We start from the raw sequence: 14,771 nt of genomic DNA, 5'->3' as shown, positions 1-14,771 counted from the left end.
GCGTTCATGAACAACTGTTCACGACGGTCGCGGCCGTGTCAAACGCTCGATGGGATGATCACCTCATGTGGGAAGAGGTGACCGTGGGCATGTCCGGCGCCTCCGTGCGTCGTCGCGGCGGCGTGTACCGGAAGGAGTCGGCCGATCTCGACCTGGTCGGCGAGGGTCGGCGCCTGGTCTGGCTGCGCGAGCACGGCATCCCGGCCGCCGAGGTGCTGGAGTGCGCACCCGGCCTGCTGGTCACCGCGGCGGTGCCCGGTCGCACCGCGGCCGACCCGTGGGCCGCCGACCTGCGACCACGCGTGGTCGACGCGCTCGCCGACCTGACCCGCCGGCTGCACGCGCTGCCGGTGGACGACTGCCCGTTCGACCGGCGCCTCGCGGTGACCGTGCCGGAGGCGCTCGCCGCCGACGTGGACCTCGACGACCTGGACGAGGAACGCCGCGGGTGGAGCCGGGACCGGCTCGTCGCGGAACTGCTCGCGACCACGCCCGACGGCGAGGATCTTGTGGTGTGCCACGGCGACCTGTCGCTGCCCAACGTGCTGTTCGACCCGGACACCTGCCGGGTGACCGGCGTGGTGGACACCGGCCGGCTGGGTGTCGCCGACCGGTGGACCGATCTCGCCATCGCCACGCGTTCGCTCGCGGGCGATCTCAACCCCGACTACGGCCCGGTCTACGCGGACCGGTACCTGCACCGCTACGGCATCTCACCGGACGCGGCCAAGTCGGACTTCTACCGGCTGCTCGACGAGTTCTGCTGAGCCACGAGCCGACCGCCCACCAAGCCCACCCGCCGCCGCACGCCGATGCCCGACAGGAACCGTTCGTCGTGGCTGACCACGACGAACGCACCCCGGTAGGCGTTGAGCGCCTGCTCCAACTGCTCGACGCTGACCAGGTCCAGGTTGTTCGTCGGCTCGTCGAGCAGCAGCAGGTGCGGCGCGGGTTCGGCGAACAGCACGCACGCCAGCGTGGCCCGCAGCCGTTCGCCGCCGGACAGCACGCCCACCGGCAGGTGCGCCCGGGCGCCCCGGAACAGGAAGCGTGCCAGCAGGGTCAGCCGCCGCGACTCGGGCAACGACGGCGCGAACCCGGCGAAGTTCTCCGCGATCGTCCGGTCCGGGTCGAGCAGGTCCAACCGCTGTGACAGGTACGCGACGCGACCGTCCGCGCGGCGGATCGTGCCCTCGTCCGGTACCAGGTCGCCGTCGAGCACGCGCAGCAGCGTGGACTTGCCGCTGCCGTTCGGGCCCGTCAACGCGATCCGCTCCGGGCCGCGCACGGTCAGGTCGACGCCGGCGAGCACGCCGCGGCGGATCCCCTCGCCCTCGAACAGGGTCCGACCGGCGGGGACGGTCGTGTCGGGCAGCTCAAGGGCGATCCGCTTGTCGTCGCGCAGCGCGCGTTCGGCCTCGTCCAGCCTGGCCCTGGCGTCGCCCACCCGTGACGTGTGGGTCTCGTCGGCCCTGCCCGCCGAACGTTGGGCGTTGTTCTTCATGTTCCCCGCGAACAGCTTCGGCAGGCCGGCGTTGCCGAGGTTGCGCGCGGCGTTGCCCGCCCGGCGGGCGGACCGCTCCCGGGCCTGCTGGAGTTCCCGCTTCTCGCGCTTGAGGTCCTGCTCGGCGTTGCGGACGTTGCGCGCGGCGACCTCGCGTTCGGCTTCGACGGTCTCCTGGTAGAGCGTGAAGTTGCCGCCGTAGGAACGGAGGTCGCCGCGTTCCAGCTCGACGATCCGGTCCATCGCGTCGAGCAGCTCGCGATCGTGGCTGACCAGGACCAGGCAACCCGACCAGTGCGCGAGCACGTCGTGCAGGCGGGCCTTGGCGTCGCGGTCGAGGTTGTTGGTGGGTTCGTCGAGCAGCAGCACGTCGGGGCGTTCGAGCAGGCGTGCGGCCAGCCCCAGGGAGACGATCTGCCCGCCGCTGAGCGTGCCGGTCCGCCGGTCCATGGCCAGGTCGCCCAGGCCGAGCCGGTCGAGTTGGGCGCGGGTGCGTTCCTCGACGTCCCACTCCGTGCCGATGGTGGTGAAGTGCTCCTCGCTCGCGTCGCCGGACTCCACGGCGTCGAGTGCGGACAGGATCTCCGCGATGCCGAGGACCTCGGCCACGGTCGCGTCGGCGGTCAGGGGCAGGGTCTGCGGCAGGTAGCCGAACGTGCCGTCCACCGTCGCGGTGCCGGCGGTGGGGCGCAGGTCGCCGGCGATCAGGCGCAGCAGGGTGCTCTTGCCGGCGCCGTTGGGCGCGACGAGACCCGTGCGGCCGGCGGCGAAGGTGCCGGACAGGCCGTCGAAGACGGGGGTGTCGTCGGGCCAGGAGAAGGACAGGTCGGACAGGACGACGAATGCGTCGGACATCGTGGAAGACCTCGGATCGGGATGCGCGATCGCGCGCGGGCGATCGGTCACGGGCAATCGATCATGGGAGATCGGTCGCGCGCGGGGACAGGGGCGACGGGGACATCCAGGGGTGCTTCACCCGGAGATGTCGTCGTCACCTGCCATGTCCGCCTCCTGAGGTCTGGTCCTCGAACTGTAGCAAAGGCGATCCGGGTCGCCGTGGGGGTTCATTCACGGGGTTCCGTGACTTCCGCCGCTTCCCCGACGACCCGGTGTGCCTTCGCGTGTCCTACTCCGCCGATCGGCTGCGTGCCACGAACACCGCGAGCAGCAGCCACACGATCATCACCCCGAAGCCGAACAGCCAGTAGGGGAATGTCCACCCCGAGCCGCTCACACCCAGTGCCACCCAGCCCAGGAGGGACAGCAGGCACAGGACTCCCCAAACGGCGAGTGCCGCGCGCCAGCCCACTGGAATACGTTCCATTTACCCGGACCCCCCGGTTCGTTACGGCAGTTCCTCAGCGCGACCAGATGCCGCCTCGATCACAAGTTAGCAGCACTCGAAATCTATGATCCACGGGACCGGGATCCGACTTTATGCCAATTCAGTGGGAATCTTTTGTGCCGGGGATGAGGAGCCGGGGTCGCTCGCCGCCAGGGCAGACCACCGGAAAGAGCCGTCGCACCCCTCCCCGCATGGCCCGCCTGCGCGAACGTGCGAGTTATGCGTTCGGACACCGCGAGTTGTGCACTCGGAGCACGCGAGTCGTCCGTTCGGACATGCCGAACTACGCGTTCAGGCATGCTGAAATACGCGTTCGGACATCCCGATCGGATGGATTTTCCGATCACGACAAGACGTGCTTGTCCAACACGTCGCGGAAGCGGCGTTGAGCCGGGGTCAACTGGTCGTCGGTGAACACCGGTGGCGTGAAGGCGCGTTCGAGCATGGGGGTCAGGCCGATTTTCTCCGTCGACCGGGCCACGGCCGCGGCTTCCTCCTCCACCTCCTCGAAGGTGGCGGTCCGTCTCAGCAGCGCCTCCACCAGGCAGGCACCGAATCTGTGGTCCAGGTGCGGCAGTGGTTCGTCGGCGAACCAGGCATCGGCGGATTCCGGGTCGCGCAGCGCGGTGCGCACCTCGTCCAACGCCCTGGGGTCGGTGTCCAGCGCCGGCGAGATCGCCGCGTACGCCCGTACCACCGGGTCGGGGTCGGTCAGGGCCTCGTGTGGCGCGATGCCCCAGCACGACAACGTCAACGCCACGCGGACGCGGTCCACCGGTGGCGTGTTCGCCGCCCACGACCGCAGCCGGTCCGCCAGTTCCGTACGCCGGGTCGCCAGTTCCGGCGCGCGGAGCAGGTGGCCGGCCGCCGCCAGGGCGGCCACGCGCACCGGGTCGGCCGGGTCGTCCAGGAACGGGAGCACGGCGTCCACGAGATCGGCGCGCACCGCTCGGCACGCCAACGTGTCGCGGTCGTCGTACTCCTCGAACGCCGCACTGTCGGCGACCACCGCGAGCCACTCCAGCAGCGCCGCGCGCACCGGGCGCACCCGCGGGTCCCACGGGAGGGCGCCCTCGCAGGAGACCGCGGTGCGGGGATCGGCCAGGATGCCCGCCACGAACACGGCGACGGGCGCCGTGGACGAATAGATCGTGCCCTGGTGCAGGACGGCGGCGTCGAGCACGGCCAGTGCCCTCGCCACCGCCTCGGAGTCCTCACTCAGCAACGGGGTCAGCCGGTCGGGCAGGTCGGCCGCGTCGCCGTAGGCGTGCTCCAACCGGGCCCAGGGCGTCATGGCGAGCACCTCGACAGGAGACAACACCCGTGAATCATGCCCGAACACCGGTGGTCACGGGAAGACTCATGATCAGTCCACAGTGGACACACACGGCACGGTCGCGCGCGGTTCGTGTACAGGTGGAGAGGTACGCCGGAGGTGTCCACCGGGAAGTCCCACGAAAGCTGACGACGATGTTCGAACTCTTCACCGACCGCTCCCGCCAGGTCATCGCCCGCGCGCAGGACCAGGCACGGGCCCTGGACCACCCCGCCATCGGCACCGAGCACCTCCTGCTCGCCCTGGTCGCCGAGGACGGCGGGCCCGCCGCACGTGCCCTGACCTCGATCGGATTGACGCACCGGGACCTCGTCCACCGCCTCGGCGGCACGGGGCCGCGACCCGACGGCGGCCCCGTCGCGTCGCACATCCCGTTCACCCCGAGGATGAAACGGGTGCTGGAACTGTCCCTGCGCGAGTCGAAACGGCTCGCCGACCGGTACATCGGCACGGAGCACCTGCTGCTCGGCCTCATCCGCGAGGGCGAGGGCCGCGCCGTCGGGCTGATCGGCGATTCCGGCGTCGACCTGGGCGCCCTGGCCGAACTCGTCGTCCGGTCGAGCACGAGCGAGGAGCCCGACGCCGCCGCCACCCGCGTCCACGTCGTCCGCCACGCGGGCCTCGACGACCACGTGGCCGGGCGGATCGCCGACCGGCTCGACCTGCGCGACCGGCCGACGGCCGTCGTCGCCGACCTGGACGCCGCCGAGGCGGTGATCGTGGTCGTGGGGAAGGACTGGACCACCGCCGCCGACGCCGACGGCCGCACCCGACTGGCGCGGGTGGACGACCCGGTGCACGTCGCGATCGACACCGCGCTGCGCCGAGGCCTGCGGACGGTCGTGGCGCTGGTCGACGACCAGCGCGCGCCGGCTGCCGACGACCTGCCGGAACCGTTGCGCGGTCTGGTGTCGGCGCCGGTCGTCGAGCTGCGCTACGAGACGTTCCACGACAACCTCGACGCGTTGATCGACGTGCTGCGCGGGAGGCGGTGAGGTCAGGCCGGACAGGACGTCGTCGTGGGCACGGTCAGGTCGACCAGGTAGCGGTGCATCGTCGTGGTGGTGCACGAGGTCTTCGGGTAGACGTTGTGGCCCGGGCCCTCGTACGTCACCAGCGTCGCGCGGCCCCGCGCCTGCCGTTCGACCTCACGCGCCCACGAGTACAGGCCCGCCGGGTCGTGGCGCGAGTTCATCAGCAGGATCGGCGGCGTCCCGCGATGCGGCGTCAACAGGTGTTGCGGGAAGGAGACCCGGTCCGACCACCCGATGCAGCTCGTCACCGCACCGAATTGACGAAGGGCACCGCGCATGTGCGGCGCGAGGCGGCGCTGTTGGTCGGCGTAGCGCGAGAACTCGGCGTAGTCGCGGATCTTGACGCGGAAGTCGTCGCAGAAGATCGCCTGGAACGGGTACGGGGTGGTCGTGGCCGACCGGGCGGGCGCACCGGCGATCAGGTTCGCCAAGGTCTGGTGATCGGGACCGTAGAACGACCTGTGCGCCGCGATCGACAACGACTCCGCGGTCTGGCCGGGCACCTCGCCGCGGTCGGCACGCGCCAGCAGGTCGTCCCACGCCGCCACGACGTCACGTCCGTGCAGCGCGCACGACGGCGTCGTGTCGCACCACCGCACGAACTGGTGGAACGCGTCCTCGACGGCCACGGCGGACGTGCGCAGGAACCCGCCGGTGTCCTGGCTGTGGTCGAAGAGCCCGGTGAGCGCGAGCGCGCGCAACCGGTCGCCGTGCCGTTCGGCGTAGGCCAGGCCCAGGAGCGTGCCGTACGAGTGGCCGAACAGGCTGATCTTCGGCTCGCCGAGCGCGCGACGGACCGCCTCCAGGTCGCGGACGACCGATCCGGTGTCGACGTGGTCGGCGATCGGCCCGGTGTGGCGGACGCAGTCGTCGTGCAGTTCCCGGTTGTAGGCCACGAGCCGGTCGAACCCGGGCTGGTCGACTGGGGTCGCGGGCCGGCGGGCGAGCACGTCGGCGGAGCAGACGACCGGGCTGCTGCGTTTGATGCCGCGCGCGTCGAACCCGACGATGTCGAACCCGTCGAGCGCCGGGTCCCGGAACCGGGACACGTGGTCCACACCGGAGTCGCCGGGTCCGCCGGGGACGACGACCAAGACGCCGATCCGACGCGCGCCGGGGACGGCCGGGCGGCGGGCCAGGGCGAGCCGGAACGTCTCCCCGTGCGGGCGGGCCCAGTCCACGGGGAGTTCGAGCGTGCCGCAGTCGAGGCCGGTGGGACAGCCCGACGCGGTCCAGTCGATGTCGTCACGCGGGGATTCCGCCTGTGCCGCAACGGGAATCGCCATCAGTGCGGCGACGGTGAGACCGAGAGCCGTCAAGCGCATGCCATGACCCTGGCGGCAGCGCGCCCCGCGTGGCCACAAGATCACCCGGAGATCGGGGACAAATCAGGGATCACCCGCGCGGGTCGGCCGGGCCGAACAGGTCGTCGCGGGCCGCGTCGCAGGCGGTCAGCAGGGCGCCGCGCAGGATGCCCGCCCCGCCGAACGCCCCGGCCCGCACCTGCGTGGGCATGGGCGTCGCGGCGAGCAGCCGTTGCGCGACCCGGTCGGCCAGGACCGCTCCCCCGGCGTGGCCGAGTTCGCCGCCGAGCACCACGCAGCCCGGGTCGACCACGGCGGTGATCGCCATCGCACCCACGGCGACCCGGTCGGCGAGGGCGTCGAGGAAGCGGTCCGCGCCCGCTTCGACCGCCGCGCGCGTGACCGCCGCACCGGCGGGTTCGCCGGGCACCACCGGCGCGGTCACGCCGTGGTCGGCGGCCAGCGCCACGACCGAGTCGGACGACACCAGGCCGTGCAGCCCGCCCGGACCGGTCGCCGTGGGCACGGGCATGCCGGGCACCGGCAGGTAGCAGAGTTCGCCCGCGCCGCCGGACGCGCCGCGCCGCGGTTTGCCGTCGAGCACGAGCGCGCCGCCGGGCCCGTTGCCCAGCCACAGCATGGCGAACGAGTCGCGGTCGCGGGCCGCGCCCGCGCGGTGTTCGGCCAGCGCGGCGAACGTGGTCTCGTTGTCCACGACCAGGCGCGGCAGGCTCGCGCGCAACGCCTGGATCAGCGGCACGTGCCAGTCGGGCATGCCGGGCACGACGCGCAGCGTGCCGGTCGCCGGGTCCACGAGTCCGGGGACACCCATGCAGATGGTGTGCGGCGTGTCCACGCCGGCCGCGCCCAGGGTTTCGGCGAGCAGCTCGGTCGTGCGCTCGACCGCGTGCCGGCCCCCGTCGAGCGGCACGGTCGCCTCGGCGAGCACGTCGCCGAGCAGGTCGCCCACCACGACCGAGGCGCTCTGCCTGCGGATGTCGAGTGCGGCGACGTGCACGCGGTCGCTGATCAGGCCGTAGAGCAGGGCGTTGGGCCCGCGCCGGCGCTCCTCGGCCGCGCCGACCACGGTGACCAGACCTGCGCCCTGGAGCCGTTTGAGCAGGTCGGCGGTGCTCGGGCGGGACAAACCGGTCAGCTCGGCCAGTCGGCCGGCCGTGAGCGGACCGTCGCACAGCAGCAGGAGGGCGGCGCGGTCGTTGATGGCGCGGGCGACGCTCGGTGACGCGGGCATGGCGAACCACTTTCTTTCAGGAAGGCTTCCTGATAGTTTCCTGATCGTACCGACGACTGGGGGTCAACGTGGTCACGACTACCACCACCGCCGATCCGGCGGTGAAGCGAGCCCGCTTCGCGATCACCGCCGTGTTCGTGGTGCACGGCGTGGTGCTCGGGTCGTTCGCGACCCGGCTGCCGTGGATCCAGCAGCACGCCGGGGTCGGTCCCGGCCAACTCGGCCTCGCCCTCGCGTGCCCCGCGATCGGCGCCGCCCTGGCCATGCCGCTCGCGTCCCGCATCACCCACGTGCTGGGCACGCGCAACGCCCTGCGCGTCCTGCTGAGCCTGTGGACGCTCGCCCTGATCCTGCCCTCGCTGGCACCGAACCTGGTCACGCTGTGCCTGGCGCTGCTGACCTTCGGCGCGGCGGCGGGCAGCTCCGACGTGGTCATGAACGCGGTCGGCGTCGAGGTGGAACGCCTGCTCGGCCGGTCGATCATGTCCGGCCTGCACGGCATGTGGAGCGCGGGCACGCTGGTCGGCTCGGCGGTCGGCACCCTGGCCGCGCACCTGGAGATCCCGGCACCCGTGCACCACCTCGGCGCCGCCGCGGTGCTGACGCTGGCCGGCGTGGTCGTGACCCGCGGCGCGCTCGACATGCGCCCCGAACCCGACGCCGAGGCGCCGCCGCGGTTCTCGCTGCCGACCCGGGGCGCCCTGCTGATCGGCGCGGTCGCGTTCTGCGCGGTGTTCGCCGAGGGCGCGAGCCTGGACTGGTCGGCCATGTACCTCAAGGACGTGCTCGGCACGTCGGCGGGCCTGGCGGCGGCGTCCACCACCGGCTTCACGCTCACGATGGTCGTGGCGCGGGTGCTCGGCGACCGGGTGGTCGACCGCTTCGGCGCGGTGACGACCGTGCGTACGGGCGCCGTGATCGCGGTCGCGGGCGGCCTGCTGGTGGTGCTCTCGGGCAGCCCGGTGGCGGCGATCGCCGGGTTCGGTCTGATCGGGCTGGGCGTCGCGGTGGTCGTGCCGCTGGCGTTCGCGGCGGCCGGGCACCGGGGACCGGACACCAACCGGGCCATCGCGGGTGTCGCGACGCTCATGTACACCTCGGGGCTGATCGCGCCGTCGCTGGTGGGCGGTATCGCCGAGGCCACCAGCCTGACCGTGTCGTTCCTCGTCGTCACCGCCCTGGCCGCGGGCCTGGTGCTGTTCGCACCGGTCCTGCGCGCCGACCGCTGACCCCGGTTCCGCCCCGTCTCTCCGCCGCATCCGGTCGATGCGACGGCCGGCGGGTCCGGAGCCGGTCACGGACGGGCCGCCCGCCTCGCGGGCGGCCCGTCGCCCTGTCAGCAGACCTGCTTCGCGTGCAGCACCCGCCTGAGCGCTTCGTCCACGCGAGCCTGGGGCAACTCCCCCGACGCCACGGCATTCTCCAACCGGGTCAGCACCTCCCCCGTCCGGCCGCCGGACGACCACAGGGCGACGTCCGCACCGGCGGCCAACGCGTGCAGCACCGCGTCGGGCAGGTCGTACAGGTCGGTCACCGCGCGCATCGCACCCAGGTCGTCGGTCATGACCGGACCGGCGAAGGCGAACTCGCCGCGCAGCAATGCGTACGCCGCCGGGCTCACGCTCGCCGGGCGCCCGTCGGTCAGACCCGGCACGTCGATGTGGCCGACCATCACCGTCACGTCGCCGAACTCCGGCAGGCTCCGGTACGGCACCAGGTCCGTGCCGCGCAACGCGTCGAGCGCGGGCGACCGGACCGAACCCAGGTGCGAATCGCCGGTCGTGTTGCCGTGGCCCGGGAAGTGCTTGAGCACCGGTGCCACCCCGGCCGCGCGCAGGCCGTCGGAGAACGCCAGCGCGTACGCCGTGGCCACCCGCGGGTCCGGGCTGAACGACCGGTCGCCGATGACCGTGCGGCCGGGCTGGTCGCTGGTGTCCACGACCGGCGCCAGGTCCATCGTCACGCCCCGGGCGCGCAACGCCGCGCCGCGCTTGTGCGCCAACGCGCGGACCTCGTCGGGGCTGTACCGGGCGACCATCTCGCGGGCGCTGGGCAGCTCGCCGTCGAGCTGGTCGACGCGCTGCACCCGGCCACCCTCGTCGTCGACCGCCACGGTCAACGGCAGGGACGCGGTCGCGTGCACGGATCCGAGCGCGCCGCCGGAGAGCAGGCCGACCGCGTCGCCGCCGATGAAGATCCCGCCGATCTGCTCGGCCCGCACCTGGTCCACCGCGTCGTCGGCGCCGCGCGGGTCGACGCCGACCATCACGAGCTGGGCCAACCGGGCCCGGGACGACATCCCGGCCGCGACCGCGCCGCAGGGGTCGGGCGGGGCGGTCGTCGTGGTCGTCGTCGGCCGGGGCGAGGACGTGGGTGGCGTGGAGAGGGTCGGTGCGGGCAGCGCCCGTCCGGCGTCCGCACGGTCCTCGACGCCCGCGAACGTCACCGTCGCGGCGAGGATCGCGCCGACCGCCAGCGAGCCCAGCCAAGCCGACGTTCCCCAGCGGATCACCACCGAATCCTCCCCAAGGCCGGCGTCGCCCGCAAACCACCTCACGCCGTGCGGCTGTCCCAAGCCTGGCGCAGGACCCGCTCGAACGCCTCGACCGGCTGGGCACCGGACACGCCGAAACGCCCGTCCACCACGAAGAACGGCACGCCGGTCGCGCCCAGCCGTGCCGCGTCGCGCTCGTCCTCGCGCACCGCTTCGAGATGGGCGCCGGGATCGGCCAGGACCGCGCGCGTCGCGTCCGGGTCGAAGCCCGCGCGGTCGGCGATCGCGGCCAGGGACGCGGCCGTGAACAACGACTCGGCGTGGCCGAAGTGCGCCTCGAACATCGCGTGCTGGAGCCTGCCCCGGCCCTCCCCCGCGTGGTGCAGCAGGCGGTGGGCGTCGAGCGTGCTGCCGACCTCGCGGTCCGTGCGGTAGGTCAGGCCCTCGGCGCGGGCCAGTTCGGCGACCTGGCCGTCCATGTCCGCGCCCCGCGCGCCGAACTTGCCGACCAGCATGCTCTCCACGGTCTCGACGCGACCGGGATCACGGCCCGGGTCGAGTTCGAACGACCGGTGCGCCACGACCACGTCCGCCCGTTCCGGGAAGTCCGCCAGCGCCCGCTCGAACCGGGTCGTCCCGATGTAGCACCAGGGGCAGACGAGATCGCTCCAGACATCCACACGCATCGACCGCTCCTCGACGTCGTACCGGGGGTTGTCGACACTCTAGGCGTCCGGGACATCCGGAATGGACGGACGGGGCCGCCGGGAACCCCGGCGGCCCGTCGCTCTCAGCCGCCGAAGACCACGTCCGAGCAGGAGTAGAACGCCTCGCCGCTGTCCGGGTAGTGCCGCTGCCAGATCGAGTAGATCACGTGGCGACCCGTGCGCGCGGGCAGGTTCGCCTTCAGCTGGTAGGCACCACTGGCGACGGGAGGGTTCGTCTGCTTGTAGAAGGGCGTGTCCTCGAGGTCCGACCACCGCAAGGGCTTGGTCGGGTCGTAGCCCGGCTTCGTCACGTACAGCTCCCACGAACCCGGGTGCGCCGCCGTCACCTTGTAGCGCAACGTGAACGGACCGCCACCGGGCAGGGTGGTCGCGGGCCAGTCGGCGCGGGCCAGGTCAAGGCCCTTGTACTTGTCGCGGCCGGCGCTGCACAGCTTGCCGTCCGGGATGATCTGACGGCTCTTGCCGGCCGCGTTGGGGATGTTGACCTCGTCCCAGTCGTAGAGCGGCCAGCTCTGTCCGACCTGGACGGCCGCCTTGCAGGCGGCGGATTTCGGGTTCTCCGGTCCCTCGGTGAAGCACCGGTAGATCCGGCTCGCCGGATCGCTCATCGAGCCGTGCGCGTTGGCGGGTACGACGAGCACGGCGCCGAGCGACACGAACGCGGTGGTGAGCGCACCCACCACGGCGGCGGCACGTCGGAGCCTCATCGCGATCTCCCTTCCGCGGCGGCCGGCCGGCACAAAGGTCTAGACCAGCTTGGCCGTGAACCAGGGGTTCCGATACCGCCGATCGCCGGAAGTCCCGCACCGCCGACCGGGACGCGTTCGCCCGCCGGGAGCAACCGACTCCGACCCCGACCGGCACCGGGGTACGACTTCGACCCGCCCCCGGTCCCCGGCCGGACCGGCGGGGTCGGGACCGGACGGCCTCACGACAACGGACGCCTGTCACCCGACCGGATAGCACCCACGCCGGGGGTGCGCACTCGTTCGGCCGGGTGTCGCGCGGGACGTTTCGTAACAGCGTCTGGGATGATCGGGCGATCCTCCCCTCACCGTGGTGTGACTGAGGTTTGTCCTCTTTCGACGGCCTCCGACCCGGCAATACGGTTCCGACTGTTCGGACCACCGAACGTTCCGCAGATCTCGGAGAGCGGGTTATGAGTCGATCCAGATCCATCCGGATGACCGGCGCCCTGGCCCTGGCCGCGGCAGCCGCCCTGTCCTTCGTCCCCGCCGGAGCCGCCACCGCGGACCCGGACCCCATCACCTCGCCCACCGTCGTGCAAAACGACTTCGTCGTCTGGCGCCCCTCGAACGGCGTCTGGTACCGGCTGGCCAACGGCGCCGGCACGTCGGTCTCCTGGGGCGTCGCGGGCGACGTCCCGGTCGCCGGCGACTACACCGGCGACGCCCGCAGCGACTACACCGTCTGGCGCCCCTCGAACGGCACCTGGTACGTCAAGAACCGCGTCAACGGCACGACCTCGTCCACCCAGTGGGGCATCGCCGGCGACGTGCCCCAGGGCGCGGACTTCCACGCCGACGGCCGCGACGACTACGTGGTCTGGCGCCCGTCCAACGGCGTCTGGTACGTCAAGAACTCCGCCAACGGCGCCACGGTCTCCTCCCAGTGGGGCGTCGCGGGCGACGTCCCGGTCGCCGGGGACTACACCGGCGACGGCCGCGCCGACTACGCGGTGTGGCGCCCGTCCAACGGCGTCTGGTACGTCAAGAACAGCGCAACCAACGCCACCTCGTCCACCCAGTGGGGCACGGCCGGCGACATCCCGGTCACCGGCGACTTCAGCGGCGACGGCGTCGACGACTACGTCGTGTACCGGCCGGCGAACGGCGTCTGGTACGTCAAGGACGCCGTCACCTCCGTCACGTGGACCAGCCAGTGGGGCGTGGCCGGCGACGTCCCGGTGTCCGGCGACTTCACCGACGACGGCTACGCCGACTACGTAGTGTGGCGTCCGTCCAACGGCGTCTGGTACGTCAAGAACACCGTGACCAGCGCGACCTCGTCCACGCAGTGGGGTGTCGCCGGCGACGTCCCGGTCTCCTTCCGCTAGAACATCGCGCTCGCGACACCGCCGGGAGTCCGCGGCTCCCGGCGGTGTCGTCGTGCTCACGCGCGCGGTCGCCAGCGCTTCCACAGCGCGTCGGCCCGCGCCCGCACCTTGCCGTCCCACCACAGTTCCACGGCCGCGGTGATCTCCGGCTCGGCCGCCGCCGCGACCGTCGCCCGCAACTCGACCGGCTCGGTCAGCGGCGCGGGCCGCAGGTAGCGCACGTCCAACCCGGCCGTCACGTAAGGCAGCGCGGCGCCGCCCAACGCCGCCCACCCGCGCTTGTCCGCCTCGAGCATCACGGCCGCCGCGCTGTGGCAGTCCAGCAGCGTGCCGATGATGCCGCCGTTGAGGAAGCCGAGGCCGTTGTCGTGCTCGGGCCACGGCGTGAAGGTCGCGGTCACCACCCCGTCGTCACCCTCGTGGCTGCGCAGCCGCAGGCCGCGTTCGTTGGCGTGACCGCAGCCGAAGCACGGCAGCGTCGGGTAGAGGCGTTCCTGGATGCTCGACACGGCTCCACAGTAGGCAACCGGTCCCGGTGCGGCCGGGACTTCCGCCCCTGCGGGTCACCGGGTGCGTGGTGCCAGGGTCGAAGGGCAAGCCCGACGACCGGAGGTGGTCCGCGTGGATCGCGATCAGCCCGACGACGACACGATGAAGGCCGCCATCGCCTTGGCCTGTCGTGCGCCCTCGGTGCACAACACCCAGCCCTGGCGGTGGCTGCTCGGCGACCGGACCGTGCACCTTTACGCGGACGTGGACCGCCACGTCCCGGCGACCGACCCGACCGGCACCGACCTGCTGCTGGGCTGCGGTGCCGCGTTGCACCACCTGCGGATCGCCTTGGCCGCGCTGGGCTGGGCGGCGATCGTGCACCGCCTGCCCGACCCCGCCCGGCCCGACCACCTGGCGGCCGTGGAGTTCGTGCGCCGCGAGCCGACCGCGTCGGACGTGGCGTTGGCCGCCGCGATCCCCCGCCGCCGCACGGACCGCCGCCGCTACTCGTCGTGGACCGTGCCGCCCGCGGTGCTCGCCCAGCTCGGCGACCGGGCCGCCGACGAGGGCGCCATCGCCCACGCGGTGGTCGAGCCCGAGGAGCGCTTCGAACTGGCCGCGGCCCTGGGGTTCGCGGCGGCGCTCCAGGACGCCGACCCCGCCTACCGGTGGGAGGTGCGCACGTGGAGCGGCCGGCACGCGGACCTCGACGGCGTGCCCGCCGCCAACGCGCCGGTCGGCGTGCCCGTGCACGGCGACCTGCGGCTGCGCGAGTTCCCCGGCGGTGAGCTGCGGGACGTCCCCGCGGGCGATTGGGAGGAGGACGGCGCGTCGCTGCTGGTGCTGGGCACGTCGTCGACGGACGCGCTGTCCACGTTGCGGGCGGGTGAGGCGATGAGCGCGGTCCTGCTGGAGGCCACGGCCGCCGGGCTCGCGACGTGCCCGTTGAGCCAGGCCCTGGAGGTGGACGAGACGCGCGACCGGGTACGGCGGCGGGTGCTGCACGACACCCTGTGCCCGCAGATCGTGGTGCGCGTCGGCTGGCCCGCGTTCAACGCCGACCCGCTGCCGCCGACGCCGCGCCGCCCGCCCAGCGAGGTCACCGGCGGACTCGAACCGGCTTGACAGTCCCAAGTAGACAGTGTCAAACCGACACTTCAGGGTGATTCTCCGGCTGTGACAGGACTTTCTGCCCTGCCGGCGGC

Annotated in this window: 14 protein-coding genes; 5 read left to right on the top strand and 9 right to left on the bottom strand. The window is 72.6% G+C overall.

Going from position 1 to position 14,771, the window contains the following annotated elements; translation table 11 throughout:
• The first annotated feature begins 65 nt into the window (after nt 1-65).
• Nucleotides 66-767, top strand: a complete 702-nt coding sequence (locus F4559_RS15005) for an APH(3') family aminoglycoside O-phosphotransferase (RefSeq protein ID WP_184669290.1) — start codon at nt 66-68, stop codon at nt 765-767.
• On the opposite strand, the gene F4559_RS15000 is transcribed toward F4559_RS15005, so the two are convergent.
• From F4559_RS15000 to F4559_RS14990, 3 genes are all read right to left on the bottom strand, one after another.
• Nucleotides 740-2,359 (bottom strand): ABC-F family ATP-binding cassette domain-containing protein, encoded by a 1,620-nt coding sequence (locus F4559_RS15000; RefSeq protein WP_184669289.1) that lies wholly within the window; start codon nt 2,357-2,359, stop codon nt 740-742. The two genes, F4559_RS15005 and F4559_RS15000, sit on opposite strands and share 28 nt — an antisense overlap.
• Nucleotides 2,360-2,630: 271 nt before the next feature.
• On the bottom strand, nt 2,631-2,828 hold the full coding sequence (locus F4559_RS14995) for a hypothetical protein (RefSeq protein ID WP_184669288.1): 198 nt from the start codon (nt 2,826-2,828) through the stop codon (nt 2,631-2,633).
• A 364-nt stretch (nt 2,829-3,192) separates the two neighbouring features.
• Entirely contained in the window at nt 3,193-4,170 is a 978-nt protein-coding gene (locus tag F4559_RS14990; protein ID WP_184669287.1) for a HEAT repeat domain-containing protein, read from the bottom strand.
• Nucleotides 4,171-4,319: 149 nt separating this feature from the next.
• Here F4559_RS14990 and F4559_RS14985 point away from each other — a divergent pair, with 149 nt between their 5' ends.
• Nucleotides 4,320-5,180 carry a Clp protease N-terminal domain-containing protein gene (locus F4559_RS14985; RefSeq protein ID WP_184669286.1) on the top strand — a complete coding sequence of 287 codons (861 nt, stop codon included), beginning with the start codon at nt 4,320-4,322 and terminating at the stop codon, nt 5,178-5,180.
• A 2-nt stretch (nt 5,181-5,182) separates the two neighbouring features.
• Here F4559_RS14985 and F4559_RS14980 read toward each other — a convergent pair whose 3' ends face one another.
• Both F4559_RS14980 and F4559_RS14975 read right to left on the bottom strand, forming a co-directional pair.
• Nucleotides 5,183-6,505, bottom strand: a complete 1,323-nt coding sequence (locus tag F4559_RS14980) for an alpha/beta fold hydrolase (protein WP_184669283.1) — start codon at nt 6,503-6,505, stop codon at nt 5,183-5,185.
• Nucleotides 6,506-6,614: 109 nt separating this feature from the next.
• Nucleotides 6,615-7,775 (bottom strand): ROK family transcriptional regulator, encoded by a 1,161-nt coding sequence (locus F4559_RS14975; RefSeq protein WP_184669281.1) that lies wholly within the window; start codon nt 7,773-7,775, stop codon nt 6,615-6,617.
• 68 nt (nt 7,776-7,843) lie between these two features.
• Here F4559_RS14975 and F4559_RS14970 point away from each other — a divergent pair, with 68 nt between their 5' ends.
• Nucleotides 7,844-9,004: an MFS transporter gene (locus F4559_RS14970; RefSeq protein ID WP_312865656.1), complete on the top strand. Its 1,161-nt coding sequence runs from the start codon at nt 7,844-7,846 to the stop codon at nt 9,002-9,004.
• 107 nt (nt 9,005-9,111) lie between these two features.
• On the opposite strand, the gene F4559_RS14965 is transcribed toward F4559_RS14970, so the two are convergent.
• The 3 genes from F4559_RS14965 to F4559_RS14955 all read right to left on the bottom strand — a co-directional run bounded on the left by F4559_RS14965 (nt 9,112) and on the right by F4559_RS14955 (nt 11,704).
• The gene (locus tag F4559_RS14965) at nt 9,112-10,287 is read right to left on the bottom strand and encodes a glycoside hydrolase family 3 N-terminal domain-containing protein (protein WP_312865655.1); all 1,176 of its coding nucleotides are present in this window, start codon (nt 10,285-10,287) and stop codon (nt 9,112-9,114) included.
• 41 nt (nt 10,288-10,328) lie between these two features.
• Nucleotides 10,329-10,955, bottom strand: a complete 627-nt coding sequence (locus tag F4559_RS14960; RefSeq protein ID WP_184669277.1) for a DsbA family oxidoreductase — start codon at nt 10,953-10,955, stop codon at nt 10,329-10,331.
• Between the two features lie 104 nt (nt 10,956-11,059).
• Complete coding sequence (locus F4559_RS14955) at nt 11,060-11,704, bottom strand: lytic polysaccharide monooxygenase auxiliary activity family 9 protein (RefSeq protein WP_184669275.1); 645 nt, start codon at nt 11,702-11,704, stop codon at nt 11,060-11,062.
• A 452-nt stretch (nt 11,705-12,156) separates the two neighbouring features.
• Here F4559_RS14955 and F4559_RS14950 point away from each other — a divergent pair, with 452 nt between their 5' ends.
• The gene (locus tag F4559_RS14950) at nt 12,157-13,074 is read left to right on the top strand and encodes an FG-GAP repeat domain-containing protein (protein ID WP_184669273.1); all 918 of its coding nucleotides are present in this window, start codon (nt 12,157-12,159) and stop codon (nt 13,072-13,074) included.
• Between the two features lie 56 nt (nt 13,075-13,130).
• On the opposite strand, the gene F4559_RS14945 is transcribed toward F4559_RS14950, so the two are convergent.
• On the bottom strand, nt 13,131-13,583 hold the full coding sequence (locus tag F4559_RS14945; RefSeq protein WP_184669272.1) for a PaaI family thioesterase: 453 nt from the start codon (nt 13,581-13,583) through the stop codon (nt 13,131-13,133).
• A 112-nt stretch (nt 13,584-13,695) separates the two neighbouring features.
• Between F4559_RS14945 and F4559_RS14940 the strand changes: the two genes are divergently transcribed.
• Nucleotides 13,696-14,691 (top strand): Acg family FMN-binding oxidoreductase, encoded by a 996-nt coding sequence (locus F4559_RS14940; protein WP_184669270.1) that lies wholly within the window; start codon nt 13,696-13,698, stop codon nt 14,689-14,691.
• Nucleotides 14,692-14,771 lie beyond the last annotated feature (80 nt).

Origin of the sequence: Saccharothrix violaceirubra (assembly GCF_014203755.1) — a bacterium.
Lineage (GTDB): Bacteria > Actinomycetota > Actinomycetes > Mycobacteriales > Pseudonocardiaceae > Actinosynnema > Actinosynnema violaceirubrum.
The sequence above is the reverse complement of the archived record's forward strand: the minus strand, read 5'-3'. Positions and strand labels throughout refer to the sequence as shown.

Bases quoted from the DNA above. Each gene is read 5' to 3' on its own strand.
- F4559_RS15005 (WP_184669290.1), top strand. From the start codon at position 66: ATGTGGGAAGAGGTGACCGTGGGCATGTCCGGCGCCTCCGTGCGTCGT.
- F4559_RS15000 (WP_184669289.1), bottom strand. From the start codon at position 2,359: ATGTCCGACGCATTCGTCGTCCTGTCCGACCTGTCCTTCTCCTGGCCC.
- F4559_RS14995 (WP_184669288.1), bottom strand. From the start codon at position 2,828: ATGGAACGTATTCCAGTGGGCTGGCGCGCGGCACTCGCCGTTTGGGGA.
- F4559_RS14985 (WP_184669286.1), top strand. From the start codon at position 4,320: ATGTTCGAACTCTTCACCGACCGCTCCCGCCAGGTCATCGCCCGCGCG.
- F4559_RS14980 (WP_184669283.1), bottom strand. From the start codon at position 6,505: ATGGCGATTCCCGTTGCGGCACAGGCGGAATCCCCGCGTGACGACATC.
- F4559_RS14975 (WP_184669281.1), bottom strand. From the start codon at position 7,775: ATGCCCGCGTCACCGAGCGTCGCCCGCGCCATCAACGACCGCGCCGCC.
- F4559_RS14960 (WP_184669277.1), bottom strand. From the start codon at position 10,955: ATGCGTGTGGATGTCTGGAGCGATCTCGTCTGCCCCTGGTGCTACATC.
- F4559_RS14955 (WP_184669275.1), bottom strand. From the start codon at position 11,704: ATGAGGCTCCGACGTGCCGCCGCCGTGGTGGGTGCGCTCACCACCGCG.
- F4559_RS14950 (WP_184669273.1), top strand. From the start codon at position 12,157: ATGAGTCGATCCAGATCCATCCGGATGACCGGCGCCCTGGCCCTGGCC.